The sequence below is a fragment of the Duganella sp. CF458 genome, assembly GCF_900113115.1.
Taxonomy (GTDB): Bacteria; Pseudomonadota; Gammaproteobacteria; order Burkholderiales; family Burkholderiaceae_D; genus Rugamonas.
Genome location: NZ_FOOF01000003.1, coordinates 67,739 through 91,520, shown reverse-complemented (window position 1 = coordinate 91,520; position 23,782 = coordinate 67,739). Strand labels below are relative to the sequence as shown.

The window sequence follows — 23,782 nt, the reverse complement described above, 5'->3', positions numbered from 1 at the left end:
CCATGCTGCTGAAGAAACCGCTCGCCACCCTGCTCATGCTGGCCTTCGCGGCCGGCGCCGTCATCAATGCCCCGGCCAGTGCTGCGCCGGAGGGCACGGTGGCCGCCGCCGCCACTGCGCCGGCTTTCGACCTTGACCGCGACGTCAACCTGGCGCTGAAAACCTTCGACGTGCCGGGCATTGCCATCGCCATCGTCAAGGACGGCAAGGTAGTGGCCACCAAGGGCTTTGGCGTGCGCAGGCTGGGCAACCCGGCGCCGGTGACGGGCAAGACTTTGTTCGAGATCGCCTCGAACTCCAAGGCGTTTACCGCCGCCGGCCTGGCGCAACTGGTGGATGACGGCAAGCTTGGCTGGGACGACCCGGTCACCAGGCACCTGCCGAGCTTCCAGATGGCCGACGCCTACGTGACCCACGCCATGACCGTGCGCGACCTGCTGGTGCACCGCAGCGGCCTGGGTCTCGGTGCCGGCGACCTGCTTTGGTGGCCGACCACCACCTTCAGCACCGATGAAATCATCGAACGCCTGCGCCATGTCAAGCTGGCCACCAGTTTCCGCGGCAGGTACGCCTACGACAACCTGCTGTATATCGTGGCCGGCAAGATCATCGCGCAGAAATCCGGCAAGAGCTGGGAAGAGACCACCCGCGAACGCATCCTGGCGCCGCTGGGCATGAACAGCACCACCACCAATGTCGACGAGATGCTGAAGACGGCGGACTACTCTGCGCCGCACAGCAAGATCAACGGCAAGGCCGCCGCGGTCAAGCCGATGCCGGTACAGAACGCGGTGGGCGCAGTCGGTATCCAGACCAATGCCGAAGATATCGCCAAGTGGATGCAGGTGCTGCTCGACGAAGGCAAGATGGAGGACGGCAAGCAGCTGTTCAGCGTCAAGCAGGCGCGCGAAATGTGGAGCCAGCAGACGCCGATGACGTTCAGCGAACCGAAACCGCCGCTGGCGGCCACCAAGCCGAATTTCGCGGCGTATGGCCTGGGATTCCAGCTGCGCGATTACCGCGGCCGCAAGGTCGCCATGCACGGCGGCGCGCTGCAAGGCTTCTACTCGCGCATCTTGATGGTGCCGGAAGAAAAGCTGGGCGTGGCCATCTTCACCAACGCGGAAAACGGCCCGGCCATGACGGCGCTGCAATGGCGCATCCTGGACAACTACATGGGCGTGGCGCCGACCGACTGGATCAGGCTCTATGCCGAGCAGGAAGCGGAAATGCACAAGGAGGAGCTGGCGCGCCAGGGCAAGCTGACGGCAGCCCGCGCGGCGCGATCCAAGCCTTCGCTGCCGCTGGCGTCTTACAACGGCGACTACAACGATGCCTGGTATGGCACGGTGAGCATCAGGCAGGAGGGCGGCAAGCAGCTGATGTCCTTCAGCCGCACGCCGGACCTGAGCGGCACGCTGGAACACTTTCAGCACGATACCTTCATCGTGCGCTGGAAGGAGCGCAATTTCAACGCGGACGCCTACGTGACGTTCGCGCTGAATCCGGACGGCTCGATCGAGCAGATGAAGATGGCACCGGTCTCCACCGAGACCGATTTCAGCTATGACTTTGCCGACCTGTCATTCACCCCGGCAAAGAAACCGTAAGTAGTTTCCACGCGGCAACTGTGTCGCGTGGCAGCCTCCCTTGTTTGATAGAACGCACCCAACGGCTGGGTTTTTGGGCAAAATGAAAGCTGCCGCGGTGAGTCCAACAGGGAGGCGCTATGCTGCGAACGGTGGCGATGAAGATGGCGTTGCTGACAGCGACCGCGCTGCTTGGCCTGCTCACCCTGACTGCGCTGGGCCGCCAGCAGATGGAGCGCGTGTACGACGGCGCCAACAATGCCAACGTCAACGCGGTGCCCAGCCTGATCATGCTCGACAGCCTGCGCCGCAGCTTCCTGCAGCTGGGCATAAGCCTGGAGCGCCGCCTGCAGGCGGCCGATGCCGCCGCCGCCGCGCGCCTGGACAAGCAGATCGACATCCAGCGCAATGCCGTACGTGACGCCATCAACCGTTATGAGACGGACGGCTGCCTGGGCGCAGACTGCTTCGCCGACAACAAGGACAAGTCCTTCCTCGAACAAGAGAAAGTAGTGTGGGCCCGCTACGAGTCGCAGGCCGACGGCGTGCTGTCGGCCCTGCGGCGCGGCGCGCTGCCGCAGGCACGTGAGCTGATGCAGGACATGGAACCGCTGTCGGACCAGGTGACCCGCCTGGTGACGGGGCATATTGCCTACAACGCGCAGGTGGCGACCGAGCAGACCCGTGCCGCGGAGGAGATCAAACGCGAGGCGCTGTACATCACGCTGGCGGCGGGCGGCATCATCCTGGCGGCCATCGGTGCGCTCGGTTACTACACTTCGCGCTCGGTGATCGGCCAGCTGGGCGGGGAGCCGGACAAAGCGGCCGCCATCGCCTCACAACTGGCGGCCGGCGACTTGTCCGGCCAGGTGGTGCTGCGCACGGGCGATACGGACAGCATGATGGCGCGCATCGCCACCATGCGCGATACCATGGAGCGGCTGGCGGCACGTGCCGAGGAAATCGGGCGCGGCAACCTGCAGGATGAAGTGCCGCTGGCATCGGCGCAGGACAGGCTGGGACACGCCATCAACGACATGATCCGCATGCTGCGCAGCGGCAGGGCGGAAGACGAGCGCCGCAACTGGCTGAAGGATGGCGCCAGCCAGCTTGGCACCGCGCTGACGGGCGACCTGACCACCGGCGAACTGGCCGAGGCGGCGATCAGCATGCTGGGCCGCTACCTCGATGCCGGGCGCGGCGTGTTCTACCTGCTCAATGAGCGCGAGCAGCAGCTGGAACTGGTCGGCAGCTATATGTATACGGAGCGCGACAACGTCGGTGCGCGCTTTGCCTTGGGCCAGGGCGCGGTCGGGCAGGTGGCGCGCGAACGCAAGCCGATCGTGCTGGCCCTGGCGCCCGGCGAGCCGGCGCCGCCCATCACCACCGGCACCAGCAGTGCGGCGCCGCGCTATACCTATACCTGGCCCTTGCTGCATGAGCGCGACCTGGTCGGCGTGGTGGAACTGGCCAGCCATGAGCGTTTCGACGAGCGCAAGCTGGAGTTCCTCTCCAGCGTGACGGGCATGATCGCTTCCTTGCTGTACGTGGCCGAACAGCGGGTGCATATTCGCCGGCTGCTGGCGGCTAGCGAGGCCTCGGAGCAGGAGATGCGCATGCAAAGCGATCAGCTGCGCAGCATCAACGCCCAGATGGAGGAGCAGCAGCAGCAACTGCAGCAGCAGGCCGAAGAACTGCAGCAAAGCAACGCGCAAATGGAGGAGCAGCAGCAGCAGATGCAGCAGCAGGCGGAGGAGCTGCGTCAGTCGAATTCCCAGCTGGAGCAGCAGGGCGACCAGATGCGCATGCAGAACGAACAGCTGCAGGAGGCGCGGCGGCAGGAGGAAGCCAAGTCGCACCAGCTCAAGCTGTCCAGCCAGTACAAGTCGGAATTCCTGTCGAATATGTCGCACGAGCTGCGCACCCCGCTCAATTCCATCATCCTGCTGTCGAAGATGATGCTGAGCGACGAGGAGGGCAAGCTGGAAGGCGAGGCGGCCAAGTGGGCGCAAGTGATCCATCGTTCGGGGCAGGAGCTGCTGCGGCTGATCAACGACGTGCTCGACCTGTCGAAAGTCGAAGCGGGCCATATGGAGCTGCATGCGGGCAGCGTCAGCGGGGCCGCCGTTTGCACCGAGCTGCAAAGCATGTTTGAACACCTGGCGCGCGACAAGGGGCTGACGCTGGAACTGGAGGACGCGCTGCAGGGCGAGTTCGTCACCGATTGGGACAAGCTGTCGCAGATCCTGCGCAACCTGCTGGCCAACGCAGTCAAGTTCACGCGCGCGGGCGGCATCGTCTTCCGCATCGGGCGGCGCGACGACGCATTGCTGCCGATCTGCCTGTCGGTGCGCGACTCCGGCATCGGCATCGCGCACGACAAGCTGGCCGTGATCTTCGAGGCCTTCCAGCAGGGCGATGGCTCCACTTCGCGCGAATTCGGCGGCACCGGCCTGGGCCTGACCATCAGCCTGCGTTTTGCACAAATGTTGGGCGGGACCATTGAAGTCGACAGTACGCCCGGAGAAGGCAGTACCTTCCGCGTGCTGCTGCCGCAGCTGCTGGCCGCGCCGGCCGAGGCGCCGCTACCGCTGCCCGCTGCTGCTGCGCCGGCGGCAAGCGCTGCTCCGGAGGTGCCGGCCGATGACCGCGCCCACCTTCTGCCGGATGACCGTGTGATCCTGCTGATCGACGACGATCCGGTGTTCTGCCGTTCGCTGCTGCTGATGAACCGCCGCCTGGGATACAAGACCCTGCTGGCCCACAGCGGCGAAGAGGGCCTGAAGCTGGCGCGCCAGCATACACCGCACGGCATCCTGCTCGACCTGGGCCTGCCGGATATGGATGGCGGCCGCGTACTGCACGAGATCAAGAGCGCGCGCGCGTTGTCGCACATCCCGGTGCATATCGTTTCCGCCCGCGACCGCGATGGCGCCTTGCTGCAGCAAGGCGCCATCGGCTTCCTGCAAAAGCCGGCCGACGACCAGCGCTTGGCGGCGGCGGAAGCGGGTTTGCTGGAGGCGTTGGCGCGCGCCCAGGGCAGCGCCATGCTGGTATTGGAGAACGGCGGCATCACGGCGCAGGAAGTGGCCGCCATCGTCGGCCCGCAGCGCGGCCCGGTGCTGTCGGCCGACGCCGGCAGCCCATTGGAGGACATGCTGCAGCGCCACGGTTGCCGCCTGGCCGTGATAGACCTGGGCGACCCGGGTGATTCGCCGCTGGATGAAAGCCTGGCGCTGGCGCGGCGTCTGCGCGCGGCATCGCCGGGACTGGCGCTGGTGTTCTACGCCAGCTGCACGCCGAACGACGAGCAGTCGCACCGCCTCGCCCAGTACTCGGAATGCGTGATCGTGAAGACGCCGCACAGCGAGCGGCGCCTGCTGGAAAACGTGGAACGGTTCCTGCGCCGGGTGCCGCAGGAGCGGGGCGATGCGCCGGGCGCAGCGCCGCCGGGAGCGTCCAGCGGGCGGGCGCTGGACGGGCGCCACCTGCTGCTGGTGGACGACGACCCGCGCAACCTGTTCGTCCTCACGGCGGCCCTGGAGCGCCATGGCGCGCGCGTCAGCCAGGCCGTCAACGGCAAACGCGCGCTGGAGTTCCTCGCCGGCCAGGTGGTCGACCTGGTGCTGATGGATATCATGATGCCGGAAATGGACGGCTTCCAGGCCATCGCCGCCATGCGCGCAACGCCGGCCCTGGCCGATGTGCCGGTGCTGGCGCTGACGGCCAAGGCGGCGCCGTCGGACCAGGCCGACGCCATGGCCGCCGGCGCCGACGATTACCTGGCCAAGCCGGTTGATTACGATGTGCTGGTGGCCAAGGCCGCGCGCTGGTGCGGCGGGCGGCAGGCATGAGCGTGACCCTGCATAGCCGCGGTGCGCAACGCGGCATTGCCGTGCTGGGACGGGTCGACGGCGCCGGCGCGCAGGAGCTGGCGCAGGCGCTCGATGAAGCCGGCACGGCCGGCCTGGTCGAAGTGAGTTTCTACGATGCCGATACGCTGCCGCGCGATGCGGTCGAGCTGCTGGCGGGTCGCCTGGCGGCAGGGCAGGCGCTGCGCATCGTGGCCTACCATGCGCTGCTGGCGCACAGCCTGATGCGGCTTGGACTGCCGGTGCGCCAGGTCGCCAACCGGCCGGCGCAGGCGGCGCCCGCGCCCTGCCGCGCGCTGGCGCTGGCGGGCTCCGCGCAAAGCCTGGACAAGATCCTGCACATCGTGGCGGCGTTGCCCTTGTCCGACGTGGCCGTGTTCGTTCTGCAGCATGTGGAAGAAACGCAGGTCAACCTGCTGGACCAGTTGCTCAAGGTGCGCACCTGCTACGAAGTGGTGATGCCGCAGCATATGGCGCCGGTGCGGGCGGGCACGCTGTACGTGGCGCCGCCAGGATTTCACATGAAGGTGGCGCACGGCCTGGTCTACCTGACGTGCGACCGCAAGGTGCAGTTTTCGCGGCCTTCGATCGATGCGCTGCTCGACTCGCTGGCCGGCGAATACGGTGCCGGCACGCTGGCGGTCCTGCTGTGCGGCTACGGGTGCGACGGGGTGGCCGGTTGCGCTGCGGTGCGCGCCGCCGGGGGCACCGTGATCGTGGAAGAGGGCAGCGAATGCGAGGGGGCACGCGCCATGCCGGACGCCGCGCGCGATGCCGGGCATTACGACTACGTGATGAACCTGCGCGCCATTGCCAGCGTGGCCGCTGCCAGCGTGGCCGGCGACGCGGCGGCGCAGGGGCCGTTGCTGGAGTTGTTCCTCGACGCGGTGGCGCACCAGTGCGGCTACGACTTTCGCAACTACCAGCGCGACAGCCTGCAGCGCCGTTTTGCGGTACTGCTGCGCCAGTTCGGCTTCGATGGCTTCGGCGCCTTCCAGCGCGCGGTGTTGTCGGACGCCGCCCTGTTCGAGCGCCTGGTGTCCGAGCTGCCGGTGGGCGTGACCAGCTTCTTCCGCCATCCGGAGCAACTGCGCTTGCTGCGCGAAGAGATCCTGCCCTACCTGGCCAGCTTCCCGATGATCAAGCTCTGGTCGGCTGGATGCTCCACCGGCGAGGAAGCGTATTCGCTGGCCATCATGCTGGAAGAACTTGGACTGCTGGAACGCAGCCACCTGTTCGCCACCGACATCAGCGCCTACCTGCTGGACCTGGCCAAGAGCGGGCTGTTTCCCCAGGCCGGCTTGGAACAGAACCGCCGCAACTACCTGGCGGCGGGCGGCGGCGCGGCAGCCGACGCCTATCTGGTGCAGGGCCCCGGCTTCCTGCGCGTGCCGGAACACTTGCGCCTGCGGGTGTTATTCCACCGCCATTCGTTGACGGGGGAGGGCGTTTTCAACGAGTTCCAGCTGATCCTGTGCCGCAATGTGCTGATCTACTTCGATGCCGAACTGCAGCGCAAGGTGCTGCAGCGCTTCGCCCGCTCGCTGCACGTGGACGGCTTCCTGGTACTGGGTCCCCAGGATGGGCTTAATATGATGGCGTTGGAACTGGGTTTCGTGCCGTTTGAGGCCGGCAGCTACATCTACCGGCGCGGAGGGGCATTGCATGATTGATAAATTCAATGTGCTGGTGGTGGACGACAATGCCAGCAACCGGGTGTCGCTGGCCGCGCTGCTGGGGCGCCTGCCGAACTGCCGTGTGCTGGAGGCGGGTTCCGGCGAGGAGACGTTGCTGCTGATCATGCAGCAGGACGTCCACCTGGTGCTGCTCGATGTGCACATGCCGGGCATGGACGGCTTCGAGACGGCGCGCCACCTGCAGATGGCCGAGCGCACCCGCACCATTCCAGTGGTGTTCATCACCGGCATCTTCATGGGCGACGAATTCATCGGGCGCGGCTACGCCTTGGGCGCGGTGGACTACCTGGTCAAGCCGCTGGACGACAACCTGCTGCTGAACCGCGTGCGCCAGTACCAGCACCTGCAAGAGCGCGAGCTGGCGCTGCAGCGCCGGACCCACGACCTGGAAGCGTCCAACCAGCAGCTGTCGGATACCTTGCAGCGCCTGCACATGGCGCAGGACAAGCTGGTGCAGTCGGAAAAACTGGCGGCGCTGGGCGCCATCGTGGCGGCCGTGGCGCACGAACTGAACACGCCGATCGGCAATTGCATGACGGTCGCCTCCACGCTGGAAGACAACGTGGTCAACTTCGAACGCGCCCTCAGCACGCACACTTCGCTCAAGCGCTCGCAGCTGGACGAATACCTGAAGGTGTCGCGCACGGCCAGCCAGTTGATGCTGCGCGGCCTGCGCCGGGCGGCAGACCTGGTGGCGAACTTCAAGCAGGTGGCGGTCGACCATACCAGCTCGCAGCGGCGCAACTTCGAGCTGGGCGAAATCATCGGCGGGGTGGTGCAGTTGATGAACGCCACGCTGCGCAAGACGCCCTACCAGGTTGAAGTGGACATCCCGCCCGGCCTGTGGATGGACAGCTATCCGGGACCGATCGACCAGATCGTGTCGAACTTGATCAACAACTCGGTGCTGCATGGGTTCCACGGCCGTGCGCAAGGCAGCATGCGGCTGCGCGCCTGGCGCGAAGGCGCCGCGATCTGTCTGGTGTACAGCGACGATGGTGTCGGCATGAGCGACGAGGTGCGCCAGCACGTGTTCGACCCCTTTTTCACCACACGGCTGGGCAAGGGCGGCAGCGGCCTGGGGATGAACATTTGCTACAACCTGGTCACCGGCCTGCTGGGCGGCAGCATCGAGGCGGCGGCCGGCGCGGATGGCGGCTGCGTGTTCACCCTCCAGTTGCCGCAGGTGGCGCCGCCGGACCTGGCGCGTGCCTGACAAATTTAATACAAAAACGGTGAGATTTCGTGAGGCTATTTCATGTGCGTATGCAGCATAATAGCGACTGGTATGTGACCATGGGAGAATGAATGACTAGTTTGATCGTTTCAATTGCCGTCGTTTTGGGCGGCCTTTTCGTTGCCGGCTATGGCTTCGTTACCTTGATGAGCCGCCTGCAGTCCCGTTAGGAAGTTCCAGCTCGAATACCTTGCGCTTGCGTGCCGCGATCTCCCCCAGCGCGCGCCGAAAAGCCGGGTAACCATTCAGAAGCTTGTCAAAACTGCCATCGGCTTGCGCAAGTTTCAACCCTCTCTCCACCCGCTGTGCCATCGCCTTGTTGTCCTTGTTGACGAAGAAGTAGAACGGCACGCGGTAGTGCAGGAAGATGGTCGGTTCCACCATCAATCCCTCCTTGCCGTATACCTGCTCCTCCGCCCACGCTTCGTGCACGCCGCGCGGCATGTAGTCGAAACGCTTTGCTTTCAACATGGGGAACAGGGAGCTGTAATTGACCGTTGTTTCAACCGGCAGGCCATTGTGGCGCAGCACGTCCACCGAAGGCCAGTTGAGGCCCGCGCCGGCAGTGAGCTTGCGCAGCTCGTCCAGGGTATGCATCTCGCGGAAGCGCGCTTCATCTTCCTTGCGGATCATGAAGACGCGGTAATCGTTCAAGTCGCGCACCAGCGATATGCGGATCGGCAGCAGGTCGCGTTCGCGCTGGGCATTGGTGCCATCCCACATGATGTTGATGACGCCGTTGCGTTTGAGCTCCAGCGCGCGGCGCGGGCTGGTCAGCTCGTGCGGATAGAATTCGATGGAAAAGGGACCTTCGGTCTTTTCCAGCGCAAGGCGCAGCAGCAGGTGGAAATAGGTGACCTGTACTTCCGAGCCGGGCGTGACCGAGGGCAGGATGAAGCGCATCAGCGGCGCGTTGGCGGCGCCGCCGGCGTTAGCCAGGGTGGCTGCCGCCGCCAGCAGCAGGCCGGCGGCAGCGCGTTGCAGTTTTCCCGGCACCGATTACTGCGGCTTGACGAACTTCAGCGTCATGCGGTCGCTCTCGCCGATGGCGGCGTACTTGGCGCGGTCCTTGTCCTTGTTGGTGAAGGTCGGCGGCAGCGCCCATACGCCGTTTTCGTGGCTGGCATCGTCCTTGGCATTGGCGTTGACTTCGGACTTGGCCACCAGCTTGAAGCCGGCCTGCTCGGCCATCTTGATCACGTAGGCTTCGTGCATATAGCCGGAGCTGGCCTTGGCATCCTGGGTCATGGCAGCCGGCAAGCGGTGCTCCTCCACGCCGAACACGCCGCCCGGTTTCAGGCTGTCGTAAATACTGGCCATCAGCTTCTTCATGTTCTCGTCGCCGGTGCCGATCCAGTTATGGATATTGCGGAAGGTGAGCACCATGTCGGCGCTGCCCTTCGGCGCGTAGGTGTACACGCCGTTGCCCGGTTCGAAGGCGCCCAGCACCACCTTGTCGCGGCCCGGTTGCTTGGCCAGGAAATCCTGGAAGCGTTCGGCCGACTTGCGCACGCGTTCATCGGCCGATTGCGGGCTGGCGCCGGCGGTAATCAGCTTGCCCTGGTCGCGTAGGTAAGGCGCCAGGATTTCGGTGTACCAGCCGCCGCCCGGCGACAGTTCGACCACCGTCATATTGGGCTTGATGCCGAAGAAGGTCAGGGTCTCGTAAGGGTGGCGGAATTGGTCGCGCTTGACGTTGTCCGCGTTGCGGTGCGGGCTCGAGATTGCAGCTTTCAAGGCAGGATCTGCCAGTGCAACGCCGGAAAAACCGGTAAAGCCGACGGCCAGCAGGCCGGCCAGGACGTACTGTTTCATTCAGGAGTCTCCTTTTTCGTTGGGCAGGCGACGCAGCGGCTCCGGTCGCCCGGGCCTTGATGATCGTGCAAGCCGGCCGCCCGGTCAAGTGTCCGCGCGGACGGTGTGCGGACACTGGCCGGACACACTGCCGAAAAAATGGGGACGTACCCCATTTAAAGAGGAAGGCCCATTAAATGGGGTACGTCCCCATTTTTTCGGCAATTGTTTCTGCTTTGTACAAGCTTTACACAATGGCATAAAAATTGCGTACGATTTGACTCCTGCAAGCTGTCTTAGGTAAAAACGATAACCCTGGAGAGACTATGGAACGACGTGCATTCCTCAACATGAGCGGCGGTGCAATGGCTGCCATGATGATGCCTTTTGGCCGCGCCATTGCGACCGACGAGCTGATCAAGCCCGTGGAAGTGAAGTTCAAGAAGATGCTGGCGGATACCGCGCTGACCGCGGCCACCCAGGCCGGCGCCAGCTACTGCGATGTGCGCATCGGCCGCTACCTGAACCAGTTCATCACCACCCGTGACCTGAACATCGAGAACGTCACCAATACCGAGTCGGCAGGCGTCGGCGTGCGCGTGATCGCCAACGGCGCTTACGGCTTTGCCGCCACCAGCGATATGTCGCCGGATGGCGTGGCCGGTGCGGCGCGCCAGGCGGTCGCCATCGCCAAGGCCAATTCCAAGCTGCAGGCGGCCGGCGTGCAGCTGGCGCCGACCCCGGGCGTGGGCGAAGTGGCGTGGGCTACCCCGATCAAGAAGGACTGGCGCACCGTGCCGATCAAGGAGAAGGCCGACCTGCTGATCACCGCCAACAAGGGCGCGCTGGAGGCCGGCGCTTCCTTCATCCAGTCCTTGCTGTTCCAGGTCAACCAGCAGAAATATTTCGCTTCCACCGACGGTTCCTATATCGACCAGGACCTGCATCGCCTGTGGGTGCCGTTCTTCGCCACTGCCGTCGACAAGTCGACCGGCAAGTTCCGCAGCCGCTCCGACCTGGGCACCCCGGTCGGCATGGGTTACGAATACCTGGATGGCCGCAAGGAAGACAAGATCAAGGCAGCCGGCGGCGTGGCCACGCTGTACAACCGCTCCTACGACCTGGTTGAAGATGCCAAAGCCGCCGGCCGCCAGGCCAAGGAAAAGCTGCGCGCCAAGTCGGTCGAACCGGGCAAGTACGACCTGGTGCTGTCGCCGGAACATATGTGGCTGACCATCCACGAATCGGTCGGCCACCCGACCGAACTCGATCGCGTGCTGGGCTACGAGGCCAACTTCGCCGGCACTTCCTTCGCCACGTTGGACAAGCAGCAGTCGAAGAAATTCAAGTACGGCTCCGACCTGGTCAACATCGAGGCCGACAAGACCATCCAGGGCTCGCTGGGCGCGGTCGGCTATGACGACGAAGGCGTCAAGTGCAAGCATTGGGACATCATCAAGGACGGCATCCTGGTCAACTACCAGGCCACGCGCGACCAGGCCGCGGTCATCGGCGAAAAAGAATCGCATGGCTGTTCCTACGCGGACTCGTGGAGCAATGTGCAGTTCCAGCGCATGCCCAACGTTTCGCTCAAGGCCGGCAAGAAGAAGCTGACCCCGGACGAACTGGTGAAGGACGTGAAGAAGGGGATCTACATCGTGGGCGCCGGTTCCTTCTCGATCGACCAGCAGCGCTACAACTTCCAGTTCGGCGGCCAGATGTTCTACGAGATCAAGGACGGCAAGATCGGCCAGATGCTGGAAGACGTGGCGTACCAGTCGAATACCCAGGAGTTCTGGAACGCCTGCACCGCCATGTGCGATGAGCGCGACTGGCGCATGGGCGGCTCCTTCTTCGACGGCAAAGGCCAGCCGATGCAGGTGAGCGCGGTGTCGCACGGTTCGTCGACCTCCCGCTTCAACGGCATCAATGTGATCAACACTGCCCGCAAGATCGGCTGAGCGTAAAGGACAACCATGAAGATCCTGAATCAGGAAGAGACCAAGCGCATCTCCGACAAGGTCATGTCGCTCAGCAAAGCCGATGAATGCATCGTCACCATCAACGGCAGCCGCACCGGCAATATCCGCTATGCGCGCAATGCCGTGTCGACCGCCGGCCTGGTGGAGAACACCCAGTTGTCGGTATCGGTCGCCTTCGGCAAGAAGCAGGGCACTGCCGTAGTCAACGAGTTCGACGACAAATCGCTGGCCAAAGCCGTGCAGCGCGCCGAAGAACTGGCCAAGCTGGCACCGGAAAATCCGGAGTTCATGCCGACGCCGGACAAGCAGGCGTTCAAGGTCTCCGATACCTTCAGCAAGTCGACCGACGCGATCAACCCCGAGTACCGGGCGCAGGTGGCGGCATACAGCATCGAGGCCTGTAAGAAAAAAGGCTTGGTCGCTGCCGGCTTCTTTACCGACCAGTCCTCGTTTGAGACTGTCGCCAATTCGCGCGGCGTGTTCGGCCACCAGTCGCAGACCGGCATCGATTTCACCTGCACCGTGCGCACCGAAGATGGCCGTGGTTCGGGTTGGGTGCGCCGCGATGCGCAGGACGTGGCACGCTTCGATCCGCGCGCAGCGGCTGAAGTGGCAATGGAAAAGGCGATCCGCTCGGCGGAGGCCAAAGCGCTGGAACCGGGACGCTACACGGTGATCCTGGAACCTGCCGCAACTTCGGACCTGCTGGCCTTCATGTTCAACGGTTTCGATGCGCGTTCGGCCGACGAAGGCCGCAGTTTCCTGTCCAAGAAGGGTGGCGGAAACCGCATGGGCGACAAGCTGTTCGACGAACAGGTGAACGTGTGGGCCGACCCATGGGACAAGGATATCCCTGTCCTGCCTTGGGATAACCAGACCTTGCTGGCGCGCGAGCGCATGGACATCATCAAGAACGGCAAGATCGCTTCGCTGAACTATTCGCCGTTCTGGGGCAAGAAGCAGGACAAGCGTGCTGTCGGCCAACCGGGCAACATCATCATGGCCGGCGGTTCCAAGTCGACCGAAGAGCTGATCGCGTCGACCAAGAAGGGCATCCTGGTCACCCGTACCTGGTATATCCGTATGGTCGATCCGCAAACCGTGTTGCTGACCGGCCTGACCCGCGATGGCACTTTCTACATCGAGAACGGCAAGATCAAGCACCCGGTGAAGAACTTCCGCTTCAATGAAAGCCCGGTGACGATGTTGAACAATATCGAAGAACTGGGGCGCCCTGAAGTGCTGGCCGGCGACGAGTCGCAATTCCAGTTGCTGATTCCGGCCATGAAGGTGCGGGACTTCAACTTCACCTCTTTGTCTGACGCTGTTTAAGGCCTTGCCAACGCGCCGCCGCCTCCACGCGGCGGCGCTCATGATTCTGGAGTAAACGTGGAACGTAGATCCTTCCTGAAAGTCGCCGCTGCCGCCGGCGGCACCGTGCTGGTCCCCGTCTTCGGCAACGCCATCGCCGCCGAAGACCTGATGAACCCGATGGCGCGCAAGTTCAAGAAAGAACTGGCGGACGCCGCGCTGAATGCCGCCACCAAGGCCGGCGCCAGCTACTGCGACGTGCGCATCGGCCGCTACCTGAACCAGTTCATCACCACCCGCGATACCCGCGTCGAGAACATCGTCAATACCGAGTCGACCGGTGTCGGCGTGCGCGTGATCGCCAACGGCGCCTACGGTTTCGCCGCCACCAACGCGATGACGGTGGACGCCGTGGCCGACGCCGCCCGCCAGGCGGTGTCCATTGCGCGCGCCAACGCGCGCCTGCAAACCGCGCCGGTGCAACTGGCGCCAGTCAAAGGCGTGGGCGAAGTGGCGTGGCAGACGCCTTTCAGGAAGGATTGGCGCGAAGTGCCGATCAAGGAAAAGGCCGACATGCTGCTGGCCGCAAACAAGGCGGGCCTGGACGCCGGCGCATCCTTCATGACCGCCAATCTGTTCCAGGTCAACCAGCAGAAATACTTTGCTTCGACCGACGGTTCGTATATCGACCAGGACGTGCACCGCCTGTGGGCGCCGTTCACCGCCACCGCGGTGGACAAGGCAACCGGCAAGTTCCGCACCCGCGACGGCCTGTCCTCGCCGGCTGGCATGGGCTATGAATTCTTCGACGCCAGGCCGGAGCACAAGGTGCGCGCGGCAGGGCGCGTCACCCCGCTGTACAACGGCGGCTACGACATCATCGAAGACGCCAAGGCGGCCGGCCGGCAAGCGCGCGAGAAGCTGTCGGCCAAGTCGGTCGAACCGGGCAAGTACGACCTGGTGCTGAGCCCGGAGCACCTGTTCCTGACCATCCACGAGAACGTCGGCCATGCGACGGAGCTGGACCGCGTGCTGGGCTATGAGGCCAATTACGCCGGCACTTCCTTCGCCACGCTGGATAAATGGAAAGGCAAGAACTTCAAGTACGGTTCCGACATCGTCAATATCGTCGCCGACAAGACCACGCCGGGATCGCTGGGCAATGTGGGCTACGACGATGAAGGCGTGGCGTCGAAAAAATGGGACCTGATCCGCAATGGCATCCTGGTGAACTACCAGGCCACGCGCGACCAGGCGCACATCATCGGCGAGAAGGAGTCGCATGGCTGCTCGTATGCCGATTCGTGGAGCAGCGTACAGTTCCAGCGCATGCCTAACGTCTCGCTGGAGGCCGGCAAGAAGCCGCTGTCGGTGGACGATATGGTCAAGGACGTGAAGAAGGGCATTTACATCCTGGGCCGCGGCTCCTATTCGATCGACCAGCAACGCTACAACTTCCAGTTCGGCGGCCAACTGTTCTACGAGATCAAGGACGGCAAGGTCGGCCAGATGCTGAACGACGTGGCCTACCAGTCGAACACCCAGGAGTTCTGGAACTCCTGTTCCGCCACCTGCGACCAGCGCGACTGGCGCATGGGCGGCTCGTTCTTCGATGGCAAAGGCCAGCCAAGCCAGGTCAGCGCCGTTTCGCACGGTTCCTCGACCACCCGCTTCAACGGCATCAATGTGATCAACACTGCCCGCAAGATTGACTAAGGACGCGAACCATGAAACTCCTGAGCAAAGACGAAGCAAAAAGCATCTGCGACAAAGTGATGGCCATGTCCAAGGCCGACGAGTGCCGCGTCAACCTGAGCGGCAGCCGCAAGGGCAATGTCCGTTACGCGAACAATAGTGTTTCCACCGCCGGCCAGATTGAAGACACGACCCTGGTGGTCAGCGTCGCTTTCGGCAAGAGGCAGGGGGCCGCCACCTGCAACCAGTTCGACGCCAAGTCGCTGGAATCGGCCGTGCGCCGCGCCGAGGAAATCGCGCGCCTGGCGCCGGAGAATCCGGAATTCGTGCCGGCCGTGGGCAAGCAGGACTTCAAGGCCAGCAATACCTTCAGCCGCAATGCCGAGGCATTCAATCCCGATTTCCGCGCCGACGTGGCATTCGCCAGCATCGATGCGGCGAAGAAGGCCGGCTTGCAGGCAGCGGGCTTCTTCAACGACAGCATCGGCTTCGACTGCATCGCCAACTCCAACGGCGTGTTCGGCTTCCAGGAACTGGGTGGCCTGAACTTCACCGTGACCACACGTACCAACGATGGCCGCGGTTCGGGCTGGGTCAATCGCGCTGCCTACGATCCGAAAGCGTTCGATCCGCGCGCGGCTTCCGAGATCGCAATTGAGAAAGCATTGCGGTCGGTGGAGGCCAAGGCGCTGGAGCCTGGCCGTTACACGGTGGTGATGGAGCCTGCGGCTACCAACGACCTGCTGAATTTCATGTTCAACGCCTTCGACGCGCGCTCGGCCGACGAAGGCCGCAGCTTCCTGTCCAAGAAGGGCGGCGCCAACCGCCTTGGCGACAAGCTGTTCGACGAGCAGGTCAATGTCTGGACCGATCCATGGGACGCCAATGCGCCGGTGCTGCCCTGGGACCAGGGGTCGATGCAGGCGCGTGCGCGCCGTGACCTGATCAAGGGCGGCGTCATCACTTCGCTGGATTACAACCGTTACTGGGCGCAGAAGCAGCGCAAGGAAGCGACTCCGCCTGCCGGCAACATCATCATGGCGGGCGGCTCCAAGTCGACCGAGGAACTGATTGCATCGACCAAGAAGGGCATCCTGGTGACCCGTACCTGGTATATCCGCATGGTGGATCCGCAATCGGTGGCGCTGACCGGCCTGACGCGCGACGGCACCTTCTACATCGAGAACGGCAAGATCAAGCACCCGGTCAAGAACTTCCGCTTCAACGACAGCCCGGTATCGATGCTGAACAACATTGATGAGCTGGGGCGTCCGATGCTGATCGGCGACACCGATGCGCGCAAGCTGATGATTCCTGCCATGAAGGTGCGCGACTTCAACTTCACGTCGCTGTCCGACGCGGTTTAAGGAATGCCCGCCTACGATTTCTATTTCACCCGCCTGACTTACGAGTCGGGCGATTGGGATGTCGATATCCGCATGCCGAGCAACGTGCTCAACTCCCTGGTCGAATACACGACCCTGAAAGTTGATCCTGTTGAACGCATCGTGGCGCTGTCCGACCCGAAGATGCTGGAGGCGCCGTTCTGCTACCTGGCCGGTCATAAGCTGGTGCAGTTCACGCCCGCCGAGCGCAAGAACTTCGAGCGCTATGTGCGGGGCGGCGGCTTCGTCTTCGTGGATGACTGCAACCACGATATCGACGGCCTGTTCGCGAAATCGTTCGAGGCGGAAGTGGCGAAAATCTTCGGCACGAAAGCACTGCACAAGATCCCCAACAGCCATCCACTGTATTCCGCCTTCTTCAAATTCGACGGGCCGCCGAATACCGGAATGGAGCTGAACGGCTGGGGCGACGACCTGGTGCATGACTACCTGAAGGCCGTGGAGTTCGGCGGCCGCATCAGGCTTTTGTATAGCAACAAGGACTATGGCTGCGAGTGGGACTACGACTTCCGCAACAAGCGCTGGCTGGCAATCGACAACACGCGCTTCGCAGTCAATATCATTCAATACGCGTTGGGAGCATGACCGTGGCTGAAAGCGGCTGGAGCGAAAACGAGATCGGCGTGCTGCACGCCAAGGTAAAGGCACTGAAGGCGAGCATGGGCCGCGTCATCATCGGCCAGGAAGAAGTGATCGACTCGCTGGTCATTTGCCTGCTGGCCGGCGGCCATGCGCTGGTGGAAGGCGTTCCCGGCCTGGGCAAGACGCTGCTGGTCAAGTCGCTGGCGCAGGCCACCGACATGGAATTCCGCCGCGTGCAGTTCACGCCGGACCTGATGCCGTCCGATATCGTCGGCACCGAGATCCTGGAAGAGGATCACGCCACGCGCAAGCGCGAGTTCCGCTTCCAGCAAGGGCCGGTGTTCACGCAAGTGCTGCTGGCGGACGAGATCAACCGCGCGCCGCCAAAGACCCAGTCGGCCTTGCTGGAAGCGATGCAGGAGCGTTCGGTGACCTTTGCCGGCCAGACGCACAAGCTGCCGCGCCCATTCTTCGTGCTTGCGACTCAGAATCCGATCGAGCAGGCGGGTACTTATCCGCTTCCCGAAGCGCAATTGGACCGTTTCCTGCTGCACATCGATGTCGGCTATCCGACGGAAGACGAAGAGATTGCGATGGTGTCCGCCACCACCCACGCCGGCTTGAAAGATGCCGAGCCGGCGATGGATGTGGAGGCTTTGCTGCGCTTGCAGGCCTTGGTGCGCGATATCGAAATCGGCGATCACCTGCTGCGCTATGCCACCCGCCTGGTGCGTGCGACACGTCCGCGCGAAACGACAGTGGAGGCGGTGAAGAAGCATGTCGGCTGGGGCGCAGGTCCGCGTGCCGGCCAGGCGCTGGTGCTGGCTTCCAAGGCGCGTGCATTGATGCATGGCCGCCTGGCGGTGACGCGCGAAGACATCGGCCACATGCTGCTGCCGGTGCTGGCGCACCGCGTGCTGCGCAATTTCGAGGCGGAAGCGGACGGCATCGCGGTTGCCGACATCCTGGCATCCCTGCGTGACGCCATCAAGCCCGAGTAAGCAATGCTGGAAACCCCCGCGCTGCTGGCGCATTCCGCCGACCTTGAGCTGGTGATCCGCCATGTGCTGGCGGGTCTCGGCCATGGCATCCATGCCGGCCGCGAGCGCGGTGCAGGCGTGGAGTTCTCGGAGTACCGTGCCTATGCGCCCGGCGACGAGTGGCGGCGCGTCGACTGGAAGCTGCTGGCGCGTGCCGACCGCTATTACGTGCGCGAGGCGGAGCGCGATAGCCACGTCGCAACCTGGCTGGTGCTCGATGCCACCGCGTCGATGGCGGAGCCAAGCCGGCGAGTGGACGGCTTGAGCAAGCATTGGTATGCACGCACGGCCCTGGCCTGCGTGGCGGCGATAGCACAGCGCCAGGGTGATGCCTTCGGACTGCTTGTCCTCTCCAACGGCAAGGTCGAATTCACGCAAGCTTCGCGCGGGCCACGCCATCTGCAGCGCGTGCTGGCAGCCTTGCAGCGCGCAACACCGTCCGGCGAACTACCCGATGCCGGGATCTTGCGCGCCGGCCTGCATTTCGCACGCTCGCCAAGCATGGTATTCGCCGCCACCGATACGCTGGACTGGCCTTCTCCGTTGGGCGAAGCGCTGGTGCGATTGCGCCATATGCGGCACGACGTGCGCTTGCTGGCCTTGCGTACCGAAGCTGAAGTTGAAGCGGACTTCGCCACCGGCCACGCATATCGTGATCCGGAACAGGGCGTGCGCCTGCACAGCTTTACCCGCGCCGACCGCGACGGTTACCGCACGGCGCTCGAATCGCACTTCTCTGCGGTGCGCGCCGCATGCCGGCGGCATGACGTGCCGCTGTGCGAGGCGCGGATCGAGCAGCCGCTGGGCGAAGTCCTGCGCACCTGGCTGAGGAATCCGGAGGCGCGCAGGCCATGACCAGCATGCAGCCTTTGTGGTGGCTTGCCATGCCGGTACTATTGCTGCCGCTGTGGTGGCATATGCGCAAGCGTGAACGCACGCGCACCGACCTGCTCGCAACTGCCCGCTTCCTGCCTGCCGCCGTGCCGCAGCAGCAGCGCGTACTGCGCTGGTCCGACGTGCTGCTCCTGCTGGTCCGGCTGGTGCTGTTGGTCGCATTGATCGCGTGGCTGGCGGTGCTTGCCATGCCGTGGAAAGGCGATACGGTATTCGTCGACCAAACGCTTGAATCTTCGCCGTGGGCTGCGCAGCAGATACAGGCAGCGGGCATGGGTGCCGCTGCCCGCGAGCCGCTGCCCGCCGATCTGTGGAACTGGCTGGCCCGCAACGAGCACGAATGGCGTCCGCAGGCCCGCTTCCTGATCCTCGCTCCTCGCGCCGCCATGCCCGCGCTCCCCCCGCGCCTGGCCCACGCAGTCGACCTGCGTCTCCCCCCTCCCGGCGCCGCGGCCACGCCGCCGCGCGAGCGTCACATCGTGGTCTCGGCACCAGCGGAGCGCCAAGCCCGCTGGCAAGCGCTGTTCGCAGCCTTCAGCACCGCAGCCGACGGCGAAGCCCGCTATGTCCTTTCCGATACGCCAACTGCGGTGACTGAGCTGATCGTCTGGGACCGCTCCGACACCGAGCCGCCAGCCTCCTGGAAAGCGCCCCTATGGTGGCGCACCGCCAGCACCAATGGGCAAACGCAAACCCCGCAAGGCCTCAGCTGGACCGCCCCGCAGTGGCCGTTGCAAGACGTCGACGCCGCACGCGCCCTCTACGAGCGCTGGCAGGCAGCGAGCGCGCCTCCTGCGCCCTACCCAATGTTCGCGCAGACGCTGAAGGCCGAGCGCAAAAAGCCGTTGCCGACCGCGCTCGCCAGGTCGCCGGAGTGGCTGGCGCTGGCCATGCTGGCGCTGTTCGCCATTGAAAGGATGCTCGCCCATGCGCGCCGCCGCTGACCACTTGGCCAGCGTGCGCCAACGCATGCTGCAAATCCTGATCCGCCGCCGCATCGCGAGCTGGCTGCTGCCATTGCTGCCCGCAGCCGCACTGGCCGCGACGATCCTAGCGGGCGCCTTCGGTAACGCGAGGCCAATCACGCTTACCGTCCCCCTGGCACTGGCGGCTGCTGTCATGCTCTGGGCCGCGATCGATTTCGCACTCTGGCGCAAACGGATCGACGCCCACCTGCCATCCTGGTTGAACGATGCAGTTCCGGAGTTGGAAGACAGTAGCGCGATGCTGGCCACCGCTCCGGCAACGCCTCTTGGCAAGCTCCAGCGCGAGCGCCTCCTCGCCCGTATGGACCAGGCCCTCAACGATGAGCGCCTGGGTAGTATCGCAAACAACAAGGTCCGCTTCAACGCGATCCCGCTTGCACTGGCGGTAGCCGCCGCCGCCGCCGCATGGGCCTATGCGGCGGCGCATAGCGCGCAGCATGCGGCGCCAGTCGGCACGGGATCCGCTGCCCAGGCAGCGATCGCTGCCGCCGGGATCAAGGTGTACGCCGAGCCACCGCCATACACCGGCGTAAAACCCAGCGAAGGCGCCCCGCGCGACCTGCAGCTCCCCCAGCACAGCAAAGTGCGCTGGTGCGCTGTCGACGCCGACGCCTCCATCGAGCTTGGCGACGGGCAAACCCTGCAAGCCGAAGCCGGCAAGTGTGTGGAATGGACCGCCAGCGACTCCATCTTCTGGCGCAGCCGCCGCAGTGCCAGCCAGCGCTACACCATCCGCGTAACCCCCGACCAGGCGCCATTGGTCGCCATCGCCGCGCCGAACGAATCGATCACCGTCATGAAGCCCGACGCACAGAGCGCGCAGATCAGCGTCAACGTCAGCGACGACTACGCAGTCGTCAAGGCCAGCTTGCATATGACCCTGGCGCGCGGCAGCGGCGAGAATATCCGCTTCACCGACAAGGAAACGCCGCTTCCGGCGTCGAGCGACCCGCGCAGGCGCAGTTGGAACAAGCAATGGATGCTGAAAGAACTCGGCATGGAGCCCGGCGACGAGCTGTACTTCTTCGTGCGCGCCAGCGACAACGCGCCGGTCCCCCATAGCGCCCAATCGCCAACCTATACACTGCGCCTGCCTGGCCAGCAAGGCGAAGCCCTTGAATCGACCGCGTTGCCTTCGATGGTGAAGCCGGAAAACCTGCGCAGCCAGCGCCAGATCATCATCGATACCGAACAATTGGTCGCCGACTCGCCGCGCATAAGCGCCGCAGAACTGCGCTCCCGCAGCGAGAAGATCGCCGGCGACCAGGCCAAGCTGCGCCTGCGCTACGGCCAGTTTCTTGGCGAAGAGTCCTCCCTGTTCGGCGAAGAGGAGCATGGCGACGGCGATGGCCACGAGCATGGCGGCGGCGGCACGCAAGGTGCCGGCGGCTTCGGCACCGGCAATATCGCAGCCCAATTCGGCCATGCCCACGACCAGGAAGGCAACGCCACCATCTTCGATCCCGCCACCAAGGAAGTCCTGCGCCGCGCCTTGCGGGCGATGTGGGACGCGGAGAAGCAGCTGCGTGCCATCGCGCCGAAGCCGGCACTGCCGCCCGAGTACAAGGCGCTTGGCGCGATCAAGGAACTGCAGCAGGCGGAACGCGTCTACCTGCACCGCACGGCTTTCGTGCCTCCGGCGATCAAGGAAGAGAAGCGCATGAGCGGCGAAATGAATGGCGCCGCCAGCTACCGCCGCGCACAAGGCACGGCCAACGAATTCGTGCCAGCCGACGTGCGCGACCTGGTGCAAGCCCTTGGCGGCGATGGCGCGCTGCCTGCCTTGTGGAGCAAGGCGGCCCGGGATGCCGTTGCGCGCCTGAAAGATGAAGAACAACGCCTCTCCGCGCAGGCTGCGGTGCAGGATGTGTCCGATGGCTGCCTGCCTTGCCGCGCCCAGTTGCGCGCCTGGCTGCGCGCGACGGTACAGCAGCCGGCAGTGCTGCTGCAGGCACGCCCGCAAGCCCGGACGAAATTTGGCCAGGCATTGCAAGGGAAGGGCACGCCGTGAACGTGGACATCAATCTCCTGTACGGTGGTGCAATGCTGGCAGGGACGGTGAGCGCCTTGCTCTACGTGCGCAAGAAGCGCTGGGCCGATGCGGCACTGGTTCTGGCGGCCGGCGCATCGCTGGCAACCCTGCTCGCCGCGCCGGCTGCGCCGGTTGGCGGCGCGCAGCCGCTAGTGCTGGCGACGGCAGGGACCTCGCCAACCGCGCCCGACGATCGCCTGGCTGTCGCGCTGGCGCAATTGCCGTTGGAGCCAAGAGGCGCCGCGATGGAAGTGCAGGGCCAGGGCCTGCATGAGGCGCAATGGCGCGACATCCCGGTGCGCCCGATCCAGTGGACGGCAGCCCGGGACGGCCTGCTATGGCTGGACTTTCCGCGCTCGCTGCCGCTCGGCCGCAGTTTCGTCCTGACTGTGCGGCGCGATGCCGCACAAGCCGGCTGGCGCCTGCAACTGCTGGCTGAAAACGGCCAGCTGCTGTCCGAGTCGCGCGCAACGGCCGCCACCGAAACCTTGACCGTGCAGTGGCAGCCGCCGATGGCGGAAGCGATGGTTCTCCAGGCACGCCTGCTCGACAAGGACGGCCAGGCCATTGCCCAGGGCCCGGTGCCGTTGCGCGTGCTGGATGCCTTGCCTTTGCAGGTGCAGGGTCGCTTCGGTGCGCCATCGTTCGATACGCGCGTGCTGAACCAGTTGTTGACAGACTCCAACGCCATCGTCGATTGGCAAACCACGCTCGGCAAGTCGTTGACCCGCAGCGAGCAGGCGCGGGCGCCGCTGACCCATCCCAACATGCTGGTGGCCGACGCGGCCTGGCTGGAACGCGGCGGCCTGCGCGGCGCGATGGCCCAGGCCGCGCAAGGCATGCCGCTGCTGGTCCTGGGCGGCAACGCGGACGATGCTGGCTTGTGGCAGCGTGAGCTCGGGCTGAGGCTGGCGCCGCAATCGGCGACCACCGAGCAGGAAGACATGCGCCACCTGGCCCTGGCAGGGGCCACCCTGGCGTTTGCACCGGGTGCGCAAATGCCAACGGCCGGCGGCGCATGGCAGGCCATCGCCCGCGACAAGGACGGCAAGGCCTGGCTGTGGCAGCGCGACTGGCAGAAAGGCCGCATCCTGTGGCTGGGCGTGCGTGACTGGCACAGGCACGCTATCAGCGAACCGGCGGCCCTCGGCCAATGGTGGCAACAAGTAGTTGACCTGGCCGCGCTGGGCAGCGAGCAGACGGTGAGCTGGCTCGATGTCGACCCGATGCCATTGCCCGGTCTGCGCACTGAGCTTTGTGCGCAAGGCGTGCGCACTGGCGGCTCCGTCACCGTGAACCAGCAGGAGCTGCATTGGCAGGCGCGCAGTGAACGTGCGGATGCCGCGTGCGTGGCGCTCTGGCCGAGAAGCGCCGGCTGGTTGCACGCGCGCAGTGGCGACGCGGAACACGCGGCCTACGTGTATGGCGGGAGAGACTGGCCGGCGTGGCAGTCGGCGCTGCGGCACGACGCGACGGCACGCTTTGCGAGCCGCAGCGCGCAGCCGGTTGCCGCCGCTGCCCCGGATCCAGCGGTCCGTGCCATGCCGCGCGCAGGCGCGCCGCAACTGTGGGCGACCGCCGTGCCACGCTGGTTGCTGGGCATGGCGTTCGCCGTCAGCGTATTGCTTCTGTGGTGGCGTGAGCGCCGTTGAGCTGGAAGCTGTG

General features: G+C 64.8%; 16 protein-coding genes. 14 read left to right on the top strand and 2 right to left on the bottom strand.

What is annotated here, in order from left to right; genetic code table 11:
• The first annotated feature begins 2 nt into the window (after nucleotides 1-2).
• The 4 genes from BM269_RS05640 (at nucleotide 3) to BM269_RS05625 (ending at nucleotide 8,374) form a co-directional block, all read left to right on the top strand.
• Complete coding sequence (locus BM269_RS05640; RefSeq protein ID WP_090436284.1) at nucleotides 3-1,610, top strand: serine hydrolase; 1,608 nt, start codon at nucleotides 3-5, stop codon at nucleotides 1,608-1,610.
• A gap of 119 nt (nucleotides 1,611-1,729) precedes the next feature.
• Nucleotides 1,730-5,443 carry a response regulator gene (locus tag BM269_RS05635; protein WP_090436050.1) on the top strand — a complete coding sequence of 1,238 codons (3,714 nt, stop codon included), beginning with the start codon at nucleotides 1,730-1,732 and terminating at the stop codon, nucleotides 5,441-5,443.
• A complete protein-coding gene (locus tag BM269_RS05630) occupies nucleotides 5,440-7,134 on the top strand; it encodes a CheR family methyltransferase (RefSeq protein WP_090436049.1) in 1,695 nt (564 codons plus the stop codon). Before BM269_RS05635 ends, BM269_RS05630 begins: the two co-directional genes overlap by 4 nt.
• Nucleotides 7,127-8,374: a sensor histidine kinase gene (locus BM269_RS05625; RefSeq protein ID WP_090436048.1), complete on the top strand. Its 1,248-nt coding sequence runs from the start codon at nucleotides 7,127-7,129 to the stop codon at nucleotides 8,372-8,374. Before BM269_RS05630 ends, BM269_RS05625 begins: the two co-directional genes overlap by 8 nt.
• Before the next feature lie 159 nt (nucleotides 8,375-8,533).
• On the opposite strand, the gene BM269_RS05620 is transcribed toward BM269_RS05625, so the two are convergent.
• Nucleotides 8,534-9,391 (bottom strand): substrate-binding periplasmic protein, encoded by an 858-nt coding sequence (locus BM269_RS05620; protein ID WP_090436047.1) that lies wholly within the window; start codon nucleotides 9,389-9,391, stop codon nucleotides 8,534-8,536.
• A 3-nt stretch (nucleotides 9,392-9,394) separates the two neighbouring features.
• Nucleotides 9,395-10,210 carry a class I SAM-dependent methyltransferase gene (locus tag BM269_RS05615; protein ID WP_090436046.1) on the bottom strand — a complete coding sequence of 272 codons (816 nt, stop codon included), beginning with the start codon at nucleotides 10,208-10,210 and terminating at the stop codon, nucleotides 9,395-9,397.
• Nucleotides 10,211-10,515: 305 nt separating this feature from the next.
• Between BM269_RS05615 and BM269_RS05610 the strand changes: the two genes are divergently transcribed.
• From BM269_RS05610 to BM269_RS05565, 10 genes are read left to right on the top strand one after another with little or no spacing between them, the layout of a single operon-like run.
• A complete protein-coding gene (locus BM269_RS05610) occupies nucleotides 10,516-12,150 on the top strand; it encodes a TldD/PmbA family protein (protein ID WP_090436045.1) in 1,635 nt (544 codons plus the stop codon).
• Between the two features lie 15 nt (nucleotides 12,151-12,165).
• Nucleotides 12,166-13,503 carry a TldD/PmbA family protein gene (locus BM269_RS05605; protein WP_090436044.1) on the top strand — a complete coding sequence of 446 codons (1,338 nt, stop codon included), beginning with the start codon at nucleotides 12,166-12,168 and terminating at the stop codon, nucleotides 13,501-13,503.
• A 57-nt stretch (nucleotides 13,504-13,560) separates the two neighbouring features.
• Nucleotides 13,561-15,198, top strand: coding sequence for a TldD/PmbA family protein (locus tag BM269_RS05600; protein WP_090436043.1), 1,638 nt, complete (start codon nucleotides 13,561-13,563; stop codon nucleotides 15,196-15,198).
• 11 nt (nucleotides 15,199-15,209) lie between these two features.
• Complete coding sequence (locus tag BM269_RS05595; RefSeq protein ID WP_090436042.1) at nucleotides 15,210-16,544, top strand: TldD/PmbA family protein; 1,335 nt, start codon at nucleotides 15,210-15,212, stop codon at nucleotides 16,542-16,544.
• Nucleotides 16,545-16,547: 3 nt separating this feature from the next.
• The gene (locus tag BM269_RS05590; protein ID WP_090436041.1) at nucleotides 16,548-17,168 is read left to right on the top strand and encodes a DUF4159 domain-containing protein; all 621 of its coding nucleotides are present in this window, start codon (nucleotides 16,548-16,550) and stop codon (nucleotides 17,166-17,168) included.
• Complete coding sequence (locus BM269_RS05585) at nucleotides 17,165-18,166, top strand: AAA family ATPase (RefSeq protein WP_090436040.1); 1,002 nt, start codon at nucleotides 17,165-17,167, stop codon at nucleotides 18,164-18,166. Before BM269_RS05590 ends, BM269_RS05585 begins: the two co-directional genes overlap by 4 nt.
• A gap of 3 nt (nucleotides 18,167-18,169) precedes the next feature.
• Nucleotides 18,170-19,060 carry a DUF58 domain-containing protein gene (locus BM269_RS05580; protein WP_090436039.1) on the top strand — a complete coding sequence of 297 codons (891 nt, stop codon included), beginning with the start codon at nucleotides 18,170-18,172 and terminating at the stop codon, nucleotides 19,058-19,060.
• The gene (locus tag BM269_RS05575) at nucleotides 19,057-20,043 is read left to right on the top strand and encodes a hypothetical protein (RefSeq protein WP_090436038.1); all 987 of its coding nucleotides are present in this window, start codon (nucleotides 19,057-19,059) and stop codon (nucleotides 20,041-20,043) included. Before BM269_RS05580 ends, BM269_RS05575 begins: the two co-directional genes overlap by 4 nt.
• Complete coding sequence (locus tag BM269_RS05570) at nucleotides 20,027-22,096, top strand: DUF4175 family protein (protein ID WP_090436037.1); 2,070 nt, start codon at nucleotides 20,027-20,029, stop codon at nucleotides 22,094-22,096. The genes BM269_RS05575 and BM269_RS05570 overlap by 17 nt, the downstream gene beginning before the upstream one ends.
• Nucleotides 22,097-22,098: 2 nt before the next feature.
• A complete protein-coding gene (locus BM269_RS05565) occupies nucleotides 22,099-23,769 on the top strand; it encodes a hypothetical protein (protein WP_229204512.1) in 1,671 nt (556 codons plus the stop codon).
• The last annotated feature ends 13 nt before the right edge of the window (nucleotides 23,770-23,782 follow it).